We start from the raw sequence: 16,264 nt of genomic DNA, 5'->3' as shown, positions 1-16,264 counted from the left end.
GCCCGAACCCCACGGTGAGACGGGGCCGGTCGCCGTACTGGGGTCCGGGCCGAGGTAACGCCGGACACCTCTCGCGCGCCGGATCTTTACAGCCCAGGCCTCGCTTCCTCAACGTACAGGCGTGTCAGCGTACCGCTGAGGGTGACTCGGCAGGTGAGGGGTGGGGACGTAGCCCCTCGGGTTCTTCGCCGGCCGGATGGCACGGCCGGCGAAGAACCTCCACGGCTTGCATGTGATCTTCGCGCAGGTGGCAGGTCTTGCGGCTCCGTGACCGGGCAGGCGTACTGGAAACAGGATCTCGCCCCCACGATGGAGACTCCGGCGATGACGACTTCCCGCCCACAGCACCACATGCCCGTGAACGGTCGTGAGGACGTGGTGGCCCGGCTGGAGCGGGAGAACGCGCAGCTGCGCCATGCGGTCGCTTCCCACGCCACGGTCGACCAGGCCATAGGCGTCCTGCTCGCCGAGCACCGGCTCGAGCCCGCGGCCGGCTTCGACGTGCTGCGCGAGGTGTCCCAGCACACCAACATCAAGCTGCACATGGTCGCCGAAGCAGTCATCGAGAGTGCCCTGCGCGAAGAACCTTTGCCGCAGCCGGTCGACCAGGAGCTGCAAGCGGCCCTGCAGCGACACTCACACACCGGCAGCAGCCGGCACCACCCCGGCTAACTGATCGTTTCGCCCGTCGCTGCGGCCGTCGGATCGAGCAGAGAGCGGGCATGCAGACGTCTTTCCCTCAATGGCGTGAGGCTGAGACGTGGGCGATCCCCGGGCCTGCGCCGAGGGACAGCGAGGGCGCCGGGGGACAGCGAGGGCGCCGGGGGGAGCCAAGTCGCCGAAAAGAGCGACGCCCTTGGACGGCCTGCCCCTCATCGCGGCTGAACCCCGCGGCCCGCGAGCGAGACCTGGTCGCCTCCGCTTCACCGCTCGGCGTTCCTACCCTCGTGGACGGGGACGGCTTCGCGTACCGCACCGGGGCCCGGACCGGTTTGAACTGGGCGCGCTGGGTCACGGACCCCGCGGTCGGCAGGTCGCTGAGCGGCTGGCGCCGGAGATGCGGACCTGGGATCGCGAGTACCGCGGCGACCGCGCGCACATCGAGGTCCACCTGGCCGGGACGCCAGACCGCCGACTTCCCGCGGGCCGGGTCATCGACCGGCAGCACTCGCGGGTCACGATCTGCTGGCGGTCGCGCCCACAGCGTTGTGACCAGAGGGGGGGCACAGCACATCCCCCTAGCAGATCGGAGGAGGACGGGATGACCCCGCAGGACAGCTCCATCTCGAAGGCGCGACCGACCACGCGGCGGACGGCGGGTCGGACTTCGACCTGAGGATCGAGACGTTCGCCTCTGCGGCTGTCCCCGGCGCGCTGCTGAACGACACCAGTGATGGCTGCGGCCCGTCATGCCGTTCCGCCTGCTCGACCAGCACCTGCATCGGCGGCTGACCTGTCGCCCGGGGGCGGTCCGAGCAGCCGGCCGGTCCGCCCCTGGGCCCGCTGATCCCTGAAGTGGGCCCGCGGCTGTAGGTTCTCGCGCGCTGCAGGCACCGTGCCCCCGTGGTGAAGGTCCCGCGGCCCCGCCCGTGGAGTGATCGCGCGGTGAAGCCGAGAGACGCGGGGGCGTTGCGGACGCGGGGGTGTGTCACCCGATCTTGCATTTCAGGGTGCCGGTAACGAGCGGCGAACCAGGTGACAAGTAACCCGTCAGATCACTTGGTCGAAGATGTTCTACGCAGAAGAGGCCCCCGGCCGTCGCCGGGGATGCCGTGGCTGTGCAGGTCAGCCGAGGGTCTTGTGGGGGCCGCCGTCGGCTTGAGCGCAGGCGCCTTCGGGAGCCGCACTGGCCTCTTCGGGTGTGGTCCCGTCGGCCAGCTGCTGCAGCCATTCACGCAGCAGTGCCGTTTCCGTGGCTCGCAAAGGCACCCCGGCGGCCGCAGCCGTGGGTCCGGTGGTGAGTGCGGTCTGAAGTGCGGCGTCGAGGGCTAGTGCGCGCGAGGCCAGGTCCGACCCGGATGAGGGGGGCGAGTCCGTGGTGACCGAGGCGATGACCGTGTCCCGCAGCCGTGCCGAAGTGGTCAGGTCCCGCCTCGAGGGCTCTTCGCCGATCAGGGCCAGCGTGACACCGGTCGTCGCCGCGTGGATGACACGGGTGGCCTTCTCCACCGGAACGCGAAGGCGCCCGGCCTCGGCCGCCCGGCCCAGCAGTTCCACGAGCAGGGCGTGCGCCTCGTCCGCGGCCGGGGGCCGCCGCCCGGGCTGCACCGTGCCGTACATGAGCATGTAGAACGCGGGGTGCTGCACTCCGAACTCGACGTGCAGGTCCCAGCCGCGGTAGAGGTCTGCGACCGGGTCGTCCGGGGTCAGCGCCAGCGCCTCTCGCTTCTCGGCCAGGTACATCTCGAACCCGTAGGCGGCCAGCTCGGCCAGGAGCCCGTCCTTGTCGTCGAACATCCGGTACAGCGCCGGGCCCGTAATGCCCGCGGCTGCGGCGACTGCGCGCGTGGAGAGCGCCTCGCTGCCGCCCTCCTCCAAAAGCTTGGCGGCCACCTGCAGCACCTGGCGCCGCGCGGCCCGTCGTTCCTCGTTCATGGAGCAACGATATCTCAGTTTGCGTATCGCCGCCTTATCAATGCTACGGTTCAACGCGTAACGACGATCCGCACGGCTGGTGGTCGGCGCCGGCCCGAGATTCCTGAGCATGCGCGGCACCCGGCCGGGGACGTCGGTCCCCACGCGTGGAGCAGTGCGGCCGACCACCGCAACGGACAACTCGTCGTCCGCCGGCACCACCCGCGCGCTTGAGAACCCGCTGCTCGATACCGAACACGCCGCCGTCGCGGCAGGAGAGGAACACCCCCCATGTCCGAGATCTCGATCGTCATCGCGTCGCATTCCGGCTACGGCCACACCGCGCAGATCGCCACGGCCGTCGCGGACGGAGCGCGCTCCGTCGCCGGGGCGCACGTCCACCCCGTGGACGTCGCCTCCCTCAGCGACGCCGACTGGGAACTGATGGACGCCGCGGACGCCATCGTCTTCGGCACCCCCACCTACATGGGCACCGCGTCGGGGGCGTTCCACGCCTTCGCCGAGGCCACCAGCAAGCGGTGGATGACCCGCGCCTGGAGCGACAAGCTCGCGGCGGGATTCACCAACTCCGGCTCCATGAGCGGCGACAAGCTGCACACGCTGCAGTACCTCTCACTCCTGGCGGCCCAGCACGGAATGCTCTGGGTGAGCCTGAACCTCCTGCCGGGCTGGAACACCACCACCTCCAGCCCCCAGGACGACAACCGTCTCGGCTTCTACCTCGGCGCCGGTGCACAAAGCTTCAACGACACACCCGAGGTCCACGACGCAGACCTGGGCACCGCCCGCCACCTCGGCCGGCGCGTCGCCGAACAGACCCGGATCCACCGCGCCGGACTGGCCGTCGCAGCGCAGTGACACAACGGCCCGGCAGACAACACCTTTCGGTTCCTTTCCAAGGAGTGCGTCATGCACCATCGGACACTGGGAAGCCAGGGCCTCAATGTCTCGGCGATCGGTTACGGCGCGATGGGCCTGACGATGGCCTACGGCCCCACCGACGAGGAGGCCGGCATCGCCGCCCTCCGCCGCGCCCACGACCTGGGCGTCACCTTCTTCGACACCGCCGAGATGTACGGCTGGGGCACCGGCTCCAACGAGATCCTGGTCGGCAAGGCGGTCAGGGACTTCCGTGACGATGTGGTCCTGGCCACCAAGTTCGGTGTCGACATGTCGGTTCCTCCGGAGCAGATCGGCGGCCCTGTCAACAGCCGGCCCGACAACATCCGCAAGGTCGCCGACAACAGCCTGCGCCACCTCGGCGTGGAGCACATCGACATCTTCTACCAGCACCGCGTCGACCCCGAGGTGCCCATCGAGGAGGTCGCAGGCACCGTCAAGGCACTGATCGATGCGGGAAAGGTGAAGTACTTCGGCCTCAGCGAGGCCGGACCCGAGACGATCCGCAAGGCACACGCCGTACAGCCGGTATCCGTCCTGCAGACCGAATACTCCCTGTTCGAACGTGACGTCGAGCAGATCTTCCCCGTCCTGAACGAACTCGGCATCGGCTTCGTCGCCTACTCGCCCCTCGGTCGCGGGTTCATCACCGGCGCCGCCAAGCCCGCCGACCAGTACGAAGCCACCGACATCCGCACCGTCGACCCGCGCTGGCAGCCGGGCAATTTCGAGAGGAACGTGGAAGCCGTCGACCGGCTCGCCGAGCTCGCGGCGGCCAAGGGAGCCACCGTCTCCCAACTCGCCCTGGCCTGGCTCCTGACCCGGGGCGAGCACATCGTGCCCATCCCCGGCACCCGCAGCCCGAAGCGCATCGAGGAAAACGTCGGCGCCGCCGACCTCAGCCTCACCGACGCCGACCTCAGGGCCATGGGCGAGATCCTGCCCCACGGCGGCTTCGGCGCCCGCTACGCCGAGGGGCATGTGCCCTCCTGGATCTGATGATCCACCTTCGGACAGACGCCAGGTAGGCGTGCTCCGGTGAGACCGGGGTGCCGGTCGGGACCTTGCCAGTGCGGAGAGGGCTGGGGAAGGATACGGCTTTTGGATCAACAACCAGGCCCCGGGCACACGCGCCCAGTTCCTGGATGAGAACAAGGACGTCCTCTCCAGCACGCCCGGCGCCTACTCCGCCAGCTCCAGCTACAACTGGACGCTTGTCTGGTACGTCCGCAGCTGCTGGTTGCGTGAAAAAGGCCCCGGGATCTGCTCGGGTGATGGCGAATGTATGGCCAAGTCCCGGAGTCCTGGCCGGGCTCCGTGGAAGCCTCGCCCTGTGGTGCGGGCCCCGCTCCTTCCCGGGCGGGGCCCGCAGTGGTTGGGCCAGGGCCGGCTGGTGAGCCGTTCGCGCCGGTGACGGTGGCATGGGGTGGGCGGTGTGCACTCGATGATCTCGTCGACGGTGGCCGGGGACAGCTGCGCCGGGTTGGCCGTCCTCACCGTCTGGCGAGGAGGCCATGTGGGCGGCGCGCCAGTCGCCGTCGTTCCGCGGACCTCCAGCCCGGCGTGATGGCCGGCGCCCCGACCGCCGCGGCCGCAGCCAAGCCGTCCGGCAGAGGTCGATGCCTGGCCGAACCGCTGGCGTAACGCTCAGCGGGGCCTGAGTCCGTCGACGACGACGCCCAGCATCCGGTCGAGCTGGGGGCGCTGCTCGGGTGCGCCGGCCACGGAGAGCAGACCGGCGAGGATGGCGCCTACCTCGACCGGGTCGATGTCGCTGCGCAGTTCCCCTGCCGTGGCGCCGGCCTCGAGCACCATCGCCAGGATGTGCTGGACCTCGTCGCAGACCGGTCCGGTGCCGAAGCGTCCGGTAGCGCTCATGGCGACCAGGGCTTCGCAGATGCCGCGGCGTTCGCCGGCCCAGTCGGCGAATCGGAGCATCCACGCGTGGAGGGCCTGGGCGGGCGGCTTGGTGGCCAGGAGGGTGTGCGCGTCTTCGCGCAAGGGGCGGATCTGGTCCCGGTAGACCTCTTCGACCAGATCCTCTCGGGTGGGGAAGTGCCGGTACAGGGTGGCGTTCCCCACTCCCGCGCGTTTGGCGATCGCGTCCAGCGAGATCGGGCGTCCGGAGGCGAAGGCCTCGGCGGCCGTGGCGATCAGCTGCTCGCGGTTGCGCTGCGCGTCGGCGCGCAGGGTGCTGCGTGGAGGTGTCATGACTTTCGCGATCGTGAGTGTCGGATGAGGCTCGGGAACGATTCGGGGATGTCCCCGGTTCAGTGTACGGTGAGATAACCGGGGAGGTCCCCGTTTGAGGGTGGTCTCACCCCCCGCTTCAGCGACGAAAGGTTTGCCATGCCCACAGCGCTCATCACCGGGGGCACGACCGGGATCGGCAGAGCGACGGCCGAGCTGCTGCACGCCCGCGGCTACCAGGTCGCGGTCACCGGACAGAATCCCGAATCCGTCGCGCGGGCGCAGTCCGAGCTGCCCGGTGACGTGCTCGTCGTCCGATCCGACGGGCGCGTGCTCTCGGACACCGACGCCCTGATGTCGGCGGTGTCGGCACGGTTCGGATCGTTGGACCTGCTCTTCCTCAACGCCGGGATCTTCCGCCCGGCACCGGTTGCCGAGGTGACGGAGGAATCGTTCGACGAGCACGCCGACCTCAACTTCAAGGGCCAGTACTTCACCCTCCAAAAAGCCCTTCCCCTCATGAACGACGGCGGCTCGATCGTGCTGACCGTCGGCATCGGATCCCGTCGCGGCACCCCTGGCGCCACGGTGGGGGCGGCGACACGCGGCGCGCTGCTGGCCATGCTGCCCTCCCTGGCCCTCGAATTGGGCCCGCGCAGGATCCGCGTCAACGCCGTGAGCCCCGGGGCCACCGACACTCCGCTGCTCACCAAGCTGGGGGTGACCGAGAGCGGCCGGGACGCCATGCGCTCGAAGATCCCCTTCAAGCGCTTCGGAACCAGCCAGGAGGTCGCGGAAGCAGTCGCCTTCCTCGCCTCGGACGCCGCCGGCTACATCACCGGCCAGGACCTCACCGTGGCCGGCGGCTACGGGCTCGGCGCCTGAAACCCGGGCGAGTCGACCACCGATTCGCACCCCTCGAACGCCGCGAACCACACCTCACAGGAGGACACGATGGCACTCACCCTCGACACCTATCGGCTGCTGGGCCGTTCCGGACTCCGGATCTCACCGCTGGCGCTGGGCACGGCGACCTTCGGCACCGAGTGGGGCTGGGGCGCCGAACGCGACGAGGCGCGCAAGCTCTTCGACCGCTACACCGAACTCGGCGGCAACTTCTTCGACACCGCCAGCACCTACACCAACGGCAGCTCCGAGCGGCTGCTCGGCGAATTCGCCCGCACCGACCGCGACAAGCTGGTACTCGCGACCAAGTACTCGACGCTGCGTCAGCCCGGTGACCCGAATTCCGGGGGCACCCACCGCAAGAGCATGCTGGCGTCGGTGGAAGCCAGCCTGCGGCAGCTGAACACCGACTACATCGATCTGCTCTACGTGAACGTATGGGACTTCAGGACGCCCGTGGAGGAGATCCTGCGCGGCCTGGACGACCTGGTGAGGCAGGGCAAGGTCCTGTACGTGGCGATCTCCAGCGCCCCGGCCTGGCAGGTGTCGCGCATGCAGGCGATCGCCGACCTGCGCGGCTGGTCACCACTGGTCGCACTGCAGACCGAGTACAGCCTCATCGAGCGCACCGCGGAACGTGACCTGATCCCGATGGCACGCGAGATGGGACTCGGAGTGGTCCCCTTCTCCCCCTTGGGCGGCGGGGTGCTCACCGGCAAGTACAGCCGGGAGGACCAGAACCAAGCGGGCTCCGTGGCCGGCGAAACCGCCGGCGACCGCAAGAGCCTCAACGTCGCCCTGGGATGGGTCACCGACCGCAACCTCGCCATAGCCGCCGTGGTGAAGCAGGTGGCCTCGGAGCTGGGCCGCACACCCGCCCAGATCGCACTGGCCTGGACCCTGAACGCCCCTGGCGTGACGGCACCCATCATCGGCGCCCGCACCATCGCGCAGCTGGAGGACAACCTGGGTGCCCTGCAAGTCGACCTCACCCCTTCCCAGTTGGCCCGCCTCGACGAGGTCAGCACCATCGACCTCGGCAATCCGCACGGCCTGCTCGCCAGCGATCACATCCGCACGGTCACCACGGGCGACATGAAGATCGAAACCCTCGGGTGAGTTCGCTCCATGAACGGCGGCATCCACCTGTACCGGCAGGTTTCGATGATGGAACGGAGCAACCTCGGTATGAATAAGTACGGCGACAAGAATGTGGTGATCACGGGTGGCAGCAGCGGCATGGGGCTCGCGCTGGCGGAGCTGCTGGCGCAAGGCGGAGCCCGCGTGGTCATCACCGGCCGTTCTCAGGCCAAGCTCGACGCAGCGCGCGAGCGGCTCGGCGAGAACGCCGTGACTGTCCGGGCGGATGTGGCCTCCCTGCCCGACCTGGATATGCTCGCCGACCGTGTAAAAAGCGAACTCGGCTCGATCGAAGCCTTGTTCGTCAACGCCGGCATCTCACCCCTCACGCCGCTGAAGTCGACGACCGAGGACGTGTACGACGAGCTGTTCGCGATCAACGTCAAAGGCGCCTTCTTCACCGTGCAGAAGCTCGCTCCGCTGCTGAGCGCGAACGCCGGCATCGTCCTCACCACCTCCATCGCGAACGTCATCGGCATGGTGGACACCAGCGTCTACGCGGCCGGCAAGGCGGCGCTGCGCTCGATGGCCCGCACCTTCTCCCGGGAGCTGCTTCCACGGGGAATCCGTGTCAATGCGATCAGCCCGGGTCCCATCGACTCGGGCATTCTGGAAACGATGAACCTGTCCGAAGAGGCCGCTGACCAGTTCAGGGCGGAGCGGACCGCGAGCAACCCCATGAAGCGCTACGGCACGGTCGAGGAGTTCGCCAAGGCGGCCGCCTTCCTCGCCTTCGACGCCACGTACACCACAGGCATCGAGCTGGCCGTGGACGGCGGCGAAACCCAGCTGTGAGCTCGTCTGCCGATCATCCACGGGCGTAAGGCCCACTTCCACGGCGGTTTCAGGGGGGAGCCCTCGACAGGGGGTCGTGTGGATCAGGCCATCGGACTCCGACGATCCGAGGGAGGGGGCTGCTGGCGCCTGGAGCCGTTTGGTGGAGAGCATGGCCCTCATGGCCCTCATGGCCCTCATGGCCCTCATGGCCCTCACGGCATTCCTTTGGTGCTCGATCTGTGCCCCGACGGTCGGCACGTCAGGTATCCGCTCCCCTTGCCCTCGGTAGCGGCCACGGCTCGCTCCCCACTCAGTCGGGTATCCGTCCCGTACCGGCCGGTGCGCACGCGGCTTCACCGGGCACCGGTGCGGCCGGACGCCCGACAGGTGGAGGCGCGCCGACCGGCGTCGAGAGGTGGCCCGGACCCGCTCGACAGCGGAATCGACACACCAGGGGCGTGCGCGTTGGCGGCCCACGCTCCCGACGTGCGCCCCACGCTCCCACTGGTCTCTCCGGCCAGTCCGATTCCGGTGGCCACATCCGCCTCGTCCCCTAGGGTGAGGCTCCTCGGCTCGCTTGCGGCCGCAGACACCCGAACAGGCAGATGGGAGCCGTGCCTTGGGGTCCGCGCTGTGCGACATCCGGTGGCGAGCCGCCGTATGACAGGGGGGACTCATGGATCTCAGCAAGAGGGAGCAGGGCAGGTCGCGCTGGCAACTCGGACCGCGTTGGGTCGAATTGTGCGTGGTCAGCGTCGTCACCATCGCGACGGGCTTCGTCACCGGCCGGGTGAGCGAGAGCCGCAACCAGGCGGACGGCCCGGAGCCGGCCGCGACCGTCACCGTGCGTGCCACAGAGACCGTCACGGCCTCACCGAAGCCAACGGCGGGCGCGGAGGGCACCGAGGGCACGGAAGGGACCTCGGACCCGGACAACTCCGGGACGGCGGACGCCTCGTCGGGACGCCCCGCACAGGTGCACCTCTCCGAACTCGACTCCGTCGACTACCGCGGGTACTACGAGAACGACCCGGTGCAGATGTTGGGGGATCCCTACCCCAAGAGCGTCAAGATCGGCTGTGCGACCGACGACGACGACAGCGTTACGTACAACACCAGCGGCTACACGGCGCTCAAAGCGACCTTGGGCATCCCCGCCGACGCCGACAACGCGATCGGCTCGGTCGCCCGCGTCAAGGTGTTCGGCGCCTCCGGCGAACAACTCGGTGACGGGGTCGACTTCCGGTCCAGCGACACCGCCGACCTGTCCGTCGACATCTCCGGCCAGGACCAAATCAAGATCACCTGTGCGCTGGTGAAGTCGGGCGACCCGGACCGCTCCAAGACGACCGGCGGTCTCGGCGACGCCGTGCTGACCTCCTGAGGGGCCCTCATGCTGCAGATACCGCACGAAGACGCAGAGAAGATCCGGACCCTGTGCGGACCTGCCGTCCTCGAGGGGGTCGTCCGTCGGGCCGAAGAGACCGGATGGACGGACCTGTCCCTGCGGCGGCCACCGTGGACCGTGCCGGGCAACAGCTACACCGGTGCGGTGCTGCTCGCCGTCGATATCGCGCCGCCGCCCTGGCAACTCGTGGTCAAGGTGGTACCCGACGGCGCGCCCGGAAGGGAGGCGGAGGCGCTTGCGGACGCGCTGGCCGCTGTCCCGGAGTTCTCCCGGCGGCACCTTTCCGGGCAAGCCTTCGCACCCCTGCACCTGGCGGACGGCAGAAGTGTGCTGTTCCAGGAGATCGCCGGCGGCAGCCTGCGCGACGCGGTGCCCGCCGGATCGCTCGGCGGCAAGGACATGACCGGGGTCATCGAGCACGTGGTCAGCGGGCTGCTGACCGAGTGGAACGGCCCCGCGCTCCGACAGGCCGTGCCCGAGCCGGTGACGGTGTCCGATTTCCTCCGCCGCGAGTTGGGCACAGTCTGGACGGGCGGCGGTTCCCTGCACGCGTTCGGCCGCGACCTCGGCGTCTTCGCCCCCTCGCCCCCGTGGCTCTACAGCTATGGCAAGGCGGTGCCCAACCCGTACCTGATGGTGGAGGGCACAAGCCCTGCCCTGCCGGACCCCGCCGTGCGCGTCCTGCGTGGGCTGGGCCACGGGGATCTGCACCTCGACAACGTCCTGGTCCCGAGGAACGAGAAGGTGCCGCAGGCCGATGCCTACCGCCTCATCGACCTGTGCACCTTCAGCAGGGACGCGGACCTCGCCCGTGACGCCGCGACCCTGCTGCTGTCAGCCCTCGTTCCGTTCGTGAGCCACGAGCCGGCGCCGGAGCAGCGGCGCGCGCTCCTGCGGTTCATCGTCGACCCGGACGCCACTCACCGCGCGCTGATCGTCCCTGAGGCCGTGGCCCGTGTGGAAGCCGTGCGGGCCCCCGCGCGCGCGGCCATGCAGCGCTGGAGGGACCCTTGGGATGTGCAGTTCCTGCTCTCCCTCGCAGCGGGATCGCTGCTGTTCACGACCTACACCGGGATCGGCGAGGCAGGCCGCACCTGGTTCGCCAGTCTCGCCGCGCACGCGCTCGGAGAGGTCCTGACGCTGACCGGAGAGGGCGGCCTCAAGCCGCCGGAGCCAGAACCGGGGCGGGACTCGTTCGGCATGACCGGCTTGGGGAAGCAGGGCCGGACGGCATACGGGGCGGCCGACGAGTTCGAGCCTGGGCAAGCCCCCCGGCGACGGCGGTGGGAGTGTGACGCGGGGGTGCGGGACGACCGGGCAGTGCTCGGCTTCGGCCCGAACCACACCGTCGTGGTGGTCGACAGTGAAGGCGGTGTACGACGCTGGAGCGTCACGGGTGACCCGCTGCCCGGTGCCGAGGGAAGGCGCTCCCCCCGGCTCAGGATCGGCCACCAGGCCCTCGTGGCCTCCCTGGAGCACAGTGTCGTCGTGGCCCGCCCACGGGAACTGGAGATCGTGCACTTCCCCCAGGGGGGTGGCACCGTCCGCTCCGCCCCCATCCCGCTGCCCGACGAGCACTTCCTCGTCACCAGCGGCGGCGATGTCTTCGCCACCCACGACAAAAGGCACCTGCTCGTCCGGGACTTCGAGAGCGGGGTGGTGATCGAGACGTACCCGTGCCCGTCCTCCCTCGCGGCCAGCGCGGTCAGCATCGACGCCTCCGTCATCGCCATGGCCCGTTCGCGGGAGGTGCACATCCACCGCAGGGGCCGGCAGCCGTTGGTGCGAACGATCGCCAACAGCATGCCGCTCCTACGGTCCGGTTTCTGGCAGGCGCTGACCCCCGCCCCCGGTTGCCAGGTGGCGGTGTCGCCGTCGGGCGGCCATGTCGGGTGCGTGAGCTTCGAGGAGGTCGTCGTGTGGAGCACGGACGACGGACGGGAGGTCTATCGCCGCAGGCTCACCGACCGTGAGAGCCGTGAGGCCCTGGGCGCGAAAGGAATGCGCCTGCTGTGCACGGAGACGGGCACGCTGTTCTGGCTCCGGCGGGGCCGGCTGTCCACTCCGACAGTGGACGGCGGGACTCAGCTGCGCCAATCGGGTATGCATGGTGACGTGGCCATCTCCCCGGACGGAACGCTGATCGCGATGCTCGGCAGCGAGGGCCGGCTGGAGATCTGGGATCTGTAGCCCCATCACCGGAGCCCGGAGCCCGGAGCCCGGAGCCATCGCCGGACCTCCCGCCCACGACGCGGCTCCCCCCACCCCTCGTCCGGACCCGGTATGCGACGCCTCCGATCACCCGCTTCGATCACGTTCGGTGCACGGTGACAGACGCGGCGCATGCTCCCGAAGCGAGTTGGGCATGCTGTCTCCCGGTCGGCCCAATGCCAACGCCGACCGTTCGCACACGCGTTGGGGGGACACCGTGGGTGCAACGGGCACTTCGATCCTCGCTCGGCAGAACGACCCCGAGCTGCTGCACTTCCTCAAGGCGGCCTCGGTGTCGCATCGCCGGGCTCAAAGGCTCACGTCGGCGCACATCCTCCTCTCCGCGCTCTTGGCGGGCCTGGGGGTCGCCGGGGTCTTCGCGCCGGCTCTGAAGACGCCGGGCACGCTGCTCGGCCTGGTGTGGGCGTTGGCCTACGCCGCGGGCGCCCGGCTGTGGGCGGTCGGGGAGATGCGGCGGGCCGCGCTCTTCCAGGAGATGTTCGACGTCCACATCCTCCGGCTCCCGTGGAACACCGTCCTGGCCGGCGGTGACGCGCCCCCCGCACATGAAGTGGGCCGGGTGGCCCGGCGCTACCGGGCTCCGGAGTCCCTGCTGCGGGACTACTTCTTCGAGGCCACACGGTTGGGCCGACCGCTGGACGTGCTCGCGTGCCAGATGCAGTGCCTCGGATGGGGCTCCCGGGTGCGCCGCCGCTACGCGGCAGCCGTCTCGTGGGCGCTGTTGCTGTGGGGTGCGGCCGGCGTCGGGTTGGGCCTGGCGCGGTCCCTGAGCGTCTCCGACCTGCTCTTGCACTGGTTCGTGCCGTCCCTGGGACTGATACTGCTGGGCTTTGAGACGGCGGTGTCCCAGCGGGACACGGCGGCCGCGCGCGAGCATGCCCAGAAGGTGCTGATGGACGCGATGCGCATGCACGTGTCTCGCGGCAGGCCGGCCGAGGACCACCCCACCCTTTTGCAGTTGGCCCGCCAGATCCAGGACGTCCTGCTGCAGACCCGGCTGCGGCAGACCCGGGTGCCGAACTGGTTCTTCAAGCGGTTCCAGACCTCGGACCGGGCTGACTTCGTCCACGCCATGCGGGAGCTGGACCAGATGGCAGCCGATCCTGCCCCCTGACCCGGCAGCCGTCAGACGCCGTCCTGTCCCGAGGTTTCGCTGACGATACCGTCCGCGTCCTCGTCGACCGTCAGTCCGCGCGACAGATGCGGCGGTTCTCCCACGACCCGGCGCGCGGCGGAACCCAACTGCACGTAAGTAGGCGGATGTCCAGGACGGACGCGCCGGTGCGCCGCCTCTCGCGGCGTACGGCGGTGAGCCCTGCCGCGAGAGCCGCCTTGGCGGCAACGTAGTCGGCCATGCCCGTCGGCGGCGCGTCGGGCCCCACCATGTGCCCGGCAATCAGGTGGGCGGGCCCGTCGGGCCGTTCGGGCAACCCGGGCAGCGCGGGGTAGGCGTAGACGATGACGTGCGCGGACGTCAGCGCGAAGGCGCGGCCCGGAGCGGGTGCCGACGGCGTTCGGGCCCGGGTGAAAACGGCGAACAGCTCGGTGAAGGCCCGGTCGTTGTCTCCGACTTGATGGACTTCGACAGAGCGCACTGTACGTCGCCGGCATGGACGTCCGATACGACCTGGGCGACGATCACCGGCTCGTCGACACCCTGTGCCCGGACATGAAGATGACGCCGGAGCGGCCCGGCCCGGACATCGCCACCGCGGTGACCGGGGGCGGCGGATCTGTTGCGTGTGGGGCGCGGGCTCCTGCTCCACCTTGTCGACCGCTGTGCAGCGCCTGGGTCTTGCTCACCGTTCAAAACCTCGACGCCACCACGCTGGTGCGTGTGCTGAGCACACGGTTCGGCCAACCGGCCTGAACACCGCATTAACAGTCGTCTCAGGTTCGCTCAGTAGGAACTAGCCATCCAGACAAGCGATGCAACCTGTATGTAGGAGGCCAGTGATGGCAGTCAACGCAGCGTCGGCCGGGCAAGCGCCGGCCGGCCGGTTGGCAGGCCGGTGGGTGCCCTGGTTGGTGATCGGCCTATGGCTGGTGCTGGCGGCGGGCATGGTGCCGCTGAGCGGAAAGCTGAGCTCGGTCACCACCGACAGCCCCGTGGACACCCTGCCGGCCAGCGCCGAGTCCACCAAAGTGGCGGCGCTGGACGACAGTCTCCCGGGTGGTGACGACAACACGTTCGTCTTCGTGTATCACCGCGCCGGCGGCATGACCGACGCCGACCGCGCGACGGTCGAGCGCCACTACGACACCCTTGCCAAACGGTATCCGCCGAAGGCGACGGCGACGGCGGCGGCCGGCGAGGACGACGAGGGCTCACCGATGAGACCCTCCACCGACGGCAAGGCGATGATGTTCACCCTCGAAGTGAGCACGGCCTACGGCGCGCCGGAGACCATCGTCAGCCCGTTGCGTGACGCCGCGAAGGACCGCCCCTCCGGCCTGGAACTCGACGTGACCGGCCCGGGCGCGATCGACGGCGACATGGACGCCGTCTTCGACGGCATCGACGAGCAGGTCCTCCTCACGACCATCGTCGTCGTCACGCTCCTGCTCATCCTCACCTACCGCAGCCCGGTGTTGTGGCTCATCCCGCTCGTGGCCGTGGGCGCGGCCGCACTGACCGCGATGGGGACTGTCTACCTGCTCGTCAAGGGCTTCGGCATCGTGGTCAACGACCAGAACTCGGCGCTGCTGACGATCCTGGTGTTCGGCGTCGGCACGGACTACGCGCTGTTGCTCATCGCTCGATATCGGGAGGCACTGCATCACCATGGGAACGTCCGGGTCGCAATGGTCCACGCGCTGCGCGGCGCGGCGCCGGCCATCGTCGCGTCCGCGGCCACCGTGGTCGCCGGTCTGCTCTGCCTCCTCGTCGCGGACCTGAACAGCACCAGCGGGTTGGGCCCGATCGGCGCGGCCGGCATCCTGTGCGCGCTGGTGGCCATGCTGACGCTGTTCCCGGCGGTGCTCGTGGTGCTCGGCAGGCGGATCTTCTGGCCGGCCGTCCCGCGGTTCAGCACGGCCGTGGAGGAGAAGCCGGGGCTGTGGGGACGGCTCGGCAACGCCATCAGCCGCCGCCGGTGGGTGGCGACGCTCGGCTCGCTCGGAGTCCTCGGCGTGCTCGCCCTCGGGCTGGCGGGCAACACCGGCGCCTTGCGGGAGCAGGACCAGTTCCTGTCCGCGCCGGAGTCGGTCACCGGCTTCACCGTTCTCCGCCAGCACTTCCCGGAGCTCGGCGGCCAGCCGATGACGGTCCTCACGCGGCCGGCGCACCAGGAGCGGGTGCTCGACGTCGTCAAGGACACTCGTGGTGTGGCCCTGGCCGTCCCGGAGCAGACCAGCGGTGGCTGGGCCACCATCTCGGTGTTTCCGAAGGACGCGCCGGACACCGTCGCGGAGTACGACACGATCAAGCGGGTGCGCACCGCCGTGCACGCGGTGCGCGGGGCGGAGGCGATCGTCGGCGGACCGAGTGCGGAGAACCTCGACACCGAGGAGACCACCAGGCGCGACGAGAAGCTGGTGATCCCGCTGGTGCTTGCCGTCGTCCTGATCGTCCTTGCTCTGCTGCTGCGCGCGATCCTGGCCCCGCTGGTGCTGATGGCCACCGTGATCGTCTCGTTCGCCGCAGCCTTCGGCGGCAGCGTGTTCGTCTTCGACACGATCCTCGGGTTCAAGGGTGTCGACTATTCGGTACCGCTGCTGGCATTCCTGTTCCTGGTGGCGCTCGGTGTCGACTACAACATCTTCCTGGTCAGCCGGGCACGGGAGGAGACCGTGCGTCTCGGCACCAGGAAGGGCATGCTCAAAGCCCTCTCGGCCACCGGTGGCGTCATCACCTCGGCAGGCCTGGTCCTGGCGGCCACGTTCGCGGTCCTCGTCACACTTCCGCTGGTGATGCTGATCGAGGTCGGGTTCCTGGTGGCCTTCGGCGTGCTGCTCGACGCCCTGCTGGTGCGGTCGGTCCTGGTGCCCGCCCTGACCTTGCTGATGGGGCGGCGGATGTGGTGGCCGAGTCGGCTGTCCCGGTCAGCGGCGGAGCTGCCGGACGGTCAACGGCCGCCCGCCGACGACGAGGAGCCCGCGCTGCAACGGTGAGCG

At 69.6% G+C, this 16,264-nt stretch carries 15 protein-coding genes; 12 read left to right on the top strand and 3 right to left on the bottom strand.

Annotation, left to right across the window (positions count from 1 at the left end):
• Positions 1-324 precede the first annotated feature (324 nt).
• Together ACIGAN_RS06380 and ACIGAN_RS06375 are read left to right on the top strand one after the other, a co-directional pair.
• Positions 325-672: an ANTAR domain-containing protein gene (locus ACIGAN_RS06380; RefSeq protein ID WP_399855409.1), complete on the top strand. Its 348-nt coding sequence runs from the start codon at positions 325-327 to the stop codon at positions 670-672.
• Between the two features lie 573 nt (positions 673-1,245).
• Complete coding sequence (locus tag ACIGAN_RS06375) at positions 1,246-1,452, top strand: FxLD family lanthipeptide (protein ID WP_399856201.1); 207 nt, start codon at positions 1,246-1,248, stop codon at positions 1,450-1,452.
• Between the two features lie 333 nt (positions 1,453-1,785).
• Here the strand turns inward: ACIGAN_RS06375 and ACIGAN_RS06370 are convergent, their stop codons facing one another.
• Positions 1,786-2,595 (bottom strand): TetR/AcrR family transcriptional regulator, encoded by an 810-nt coding sequence (locus ACIGAN_RS06370; RefSeq protein WP_399855407.1) that lies wholly within the window; start codon positions 2,593-2,595, stop codon positions 1,786-1,788.
• Positions 2,596-2,865: 270 nt separating this feature from the next.
• Between ACIGAN_RS06370 and ACIGAN_RS06365 the strand changes: the two genes are divergently transcribed.
• Complete coding sequence (locus ACIGAN_RS06365; protein ID WP_399855405.1) at positions 2,866-3,453, top strand: flavodoxin family protein; 588 nt, start codon at positions 2,866-2,868, stop codon at positions 3,451-3,453.
• A 51-nt stretch (positions 3,454-3,504) separates the two neighbouring features.
• Entirely contained in the window at positions 3,505-4,494 is a 990-nt protein-coding gene (locus ACIGAN_RS06360) for an aldo/keto reductase (RefSeq protein WP_399855403.1), read from the top strand.
• A gap of 648 nt (positions 4,495-5,142) precedes the next feature.
• Here the strand turns inward: ACIGAN_RS06360 and ACIGAN_RS06355 are convergent.
• The gene (locus ACIGAN_RS06355) at positions 5,143-5,706 is read right to left on the bottom strand and encodes a TetR/AcrR family transcriptional regulator (RefSeq protein WP_399855400.1); all 564 of its coding nucleotides are present in this window, start codon (positions 5,704-5,706) and stop codon (positions 5,143-5,145) included.
• Between the two features lie 138 nt (positions 5,707-5,844).
• Here ACIGAN_RS06355 and ACIGAN_RS06350 point away from each other — a divergent pair, with 138 nt between their 5' ends.
• From ACIGAN_RS06350 to ACIGAN_RS06325, 6 genes are all read left to right on the top strand, one after another.
• On the top strand, positions 5,845-6,570 hold the full coding sequence (locus ACIGAN_RS06350; protein WP_399855399.1) for an SDR family oxidoreductase: 726 nt from the start codon (positions 5,845-5,847) through the stop codon (positions 6,568-6,570).
• A 69-nt stretch (positions 6,571-6,639) separates the two neighbouring features.
• The gene (locus tag ACIGAN_RS06345; RefSeq protein ID WP_399855397.1) at positions 6,640-7,710 is read left to right on the top strand and encodes an aldo/keto reductase; all 1,071 of its coding nucleotides are present in this window, start codon (positions 6,640-6,642) and stop codon (positions 7,708-7,710) included.
• Positions 7,711-7,779: 69 nt separating this feature from the next.
• A complete protein-coding gene (locus ACIGAN_RS06340; RefSeq protein WP_399856198.1) occupies positions 7,780-8,526 on the top strand; it encodes an SDR family oxidoreductase in 747 nt (248 codons plus the stop codon).
• 658 nt (positions 8,527-9,184) lie between these two features.
• The gene (locus ACIGAN_RS06335) at positions 9,185-9,892 is read left to right on the top strand and encodes a hypothetical protein (RefSeq protein WP_399855394.1); all 708 of its coding nucleotides are present in this window, start codon (positions 9,185-9,187) and stop codon (positions 9,890-9,892) included.
• Between the two features lie 9 nt (positions 9,893-9,901).
• Positions 9,902-12,106: a hypothetical protein gene (locus ACIGAN_RS06330; protein ID WP_399855391.1), complete on the top strand. Its 2,205-nt coding sequence runs from the start codon at positions 9,902-9,904 to the stop codon at positions 12,104-12,106.
• Positions 12,107-12,344: 238 nt separating this feature from the next.
• The gene (locus ACIGAN_RS06325) at positions 12,345-13,262 is read left to right on the top strand and encodes an S-4TM family putative pore-forming effector (protein WP_399855388.1); all 918 of its coding nucleotides are present in this window, start codon (positions 12,345-12,347) and stop codon (positions 13,260-13,262) included.
• A 70-nt stretch (positions 13,263-13,332) separates the two neighbouring features.
• Here ACIGAN_RS06325 and ACIGAN_RS06320 read toward each other — a convergent pair whose 3' ends face one another.
• On the bottom strand, positions 13,333-13,743 hold the full coding sequence (locus tag ACIGAN_RS06320) for a hypothetical protein (RefSeq protein WP_399855386.1): 411 nt from the start codon (positions 13,741-13,743) through the stop codon (positions 13,333-13,335).
• 14 nt (positions 13,744-13,757) lie between these two features.
• On the opposite strand from ACIGAN_RS06320, the gene ACIGAN_RS06315 reads away from it, so the two are divergent.
• Together ACIGAN_RS06315 and ACIGAN_RS06310 are read left to right on the top strand one after the other, a co-directional pair.
• The gene (locus ACIGAN_RS06315) at positions 13,758-14,018 is read left to right on the top strand and encodes a hypothetical protein (protein ID WP_399855384.1); all 261 of its coding nucleotides are present in this window, start codon (positions 13,758-13,760) and stop codon (positions 14,016-14,018) included.
• Between the two features lie 86 nt (positions 14,019-14,104).
• Positions 14,105-16,261 (top strand): MMPL family transporter, encoded by a 2,157-nt coding sequence (locus ACIGAN_RS06310; protein ID WP_399855382.1) that lies wholly within the window; start codon positions 14,105-14,107, stop codon positions 16,259-16,261.
• The last annotated feature ends 3 nt before the right edge of the window (positions 16,262-16,264 follow it).

This window comes from Streptomyces sp. NPDC085931 (assembly GCF_044540565.1).
Taxonomy (GTDB): domain Bacteria; phylum Actinomycetota; class Actinomycetes; order Streptomycetales; family Streptomycetaceae; genus Streptomyces.
Note: the sequence above shows the minus strand (reverse complement) of the source record. Positions and strands in the feature narration are given on the sequence as shown.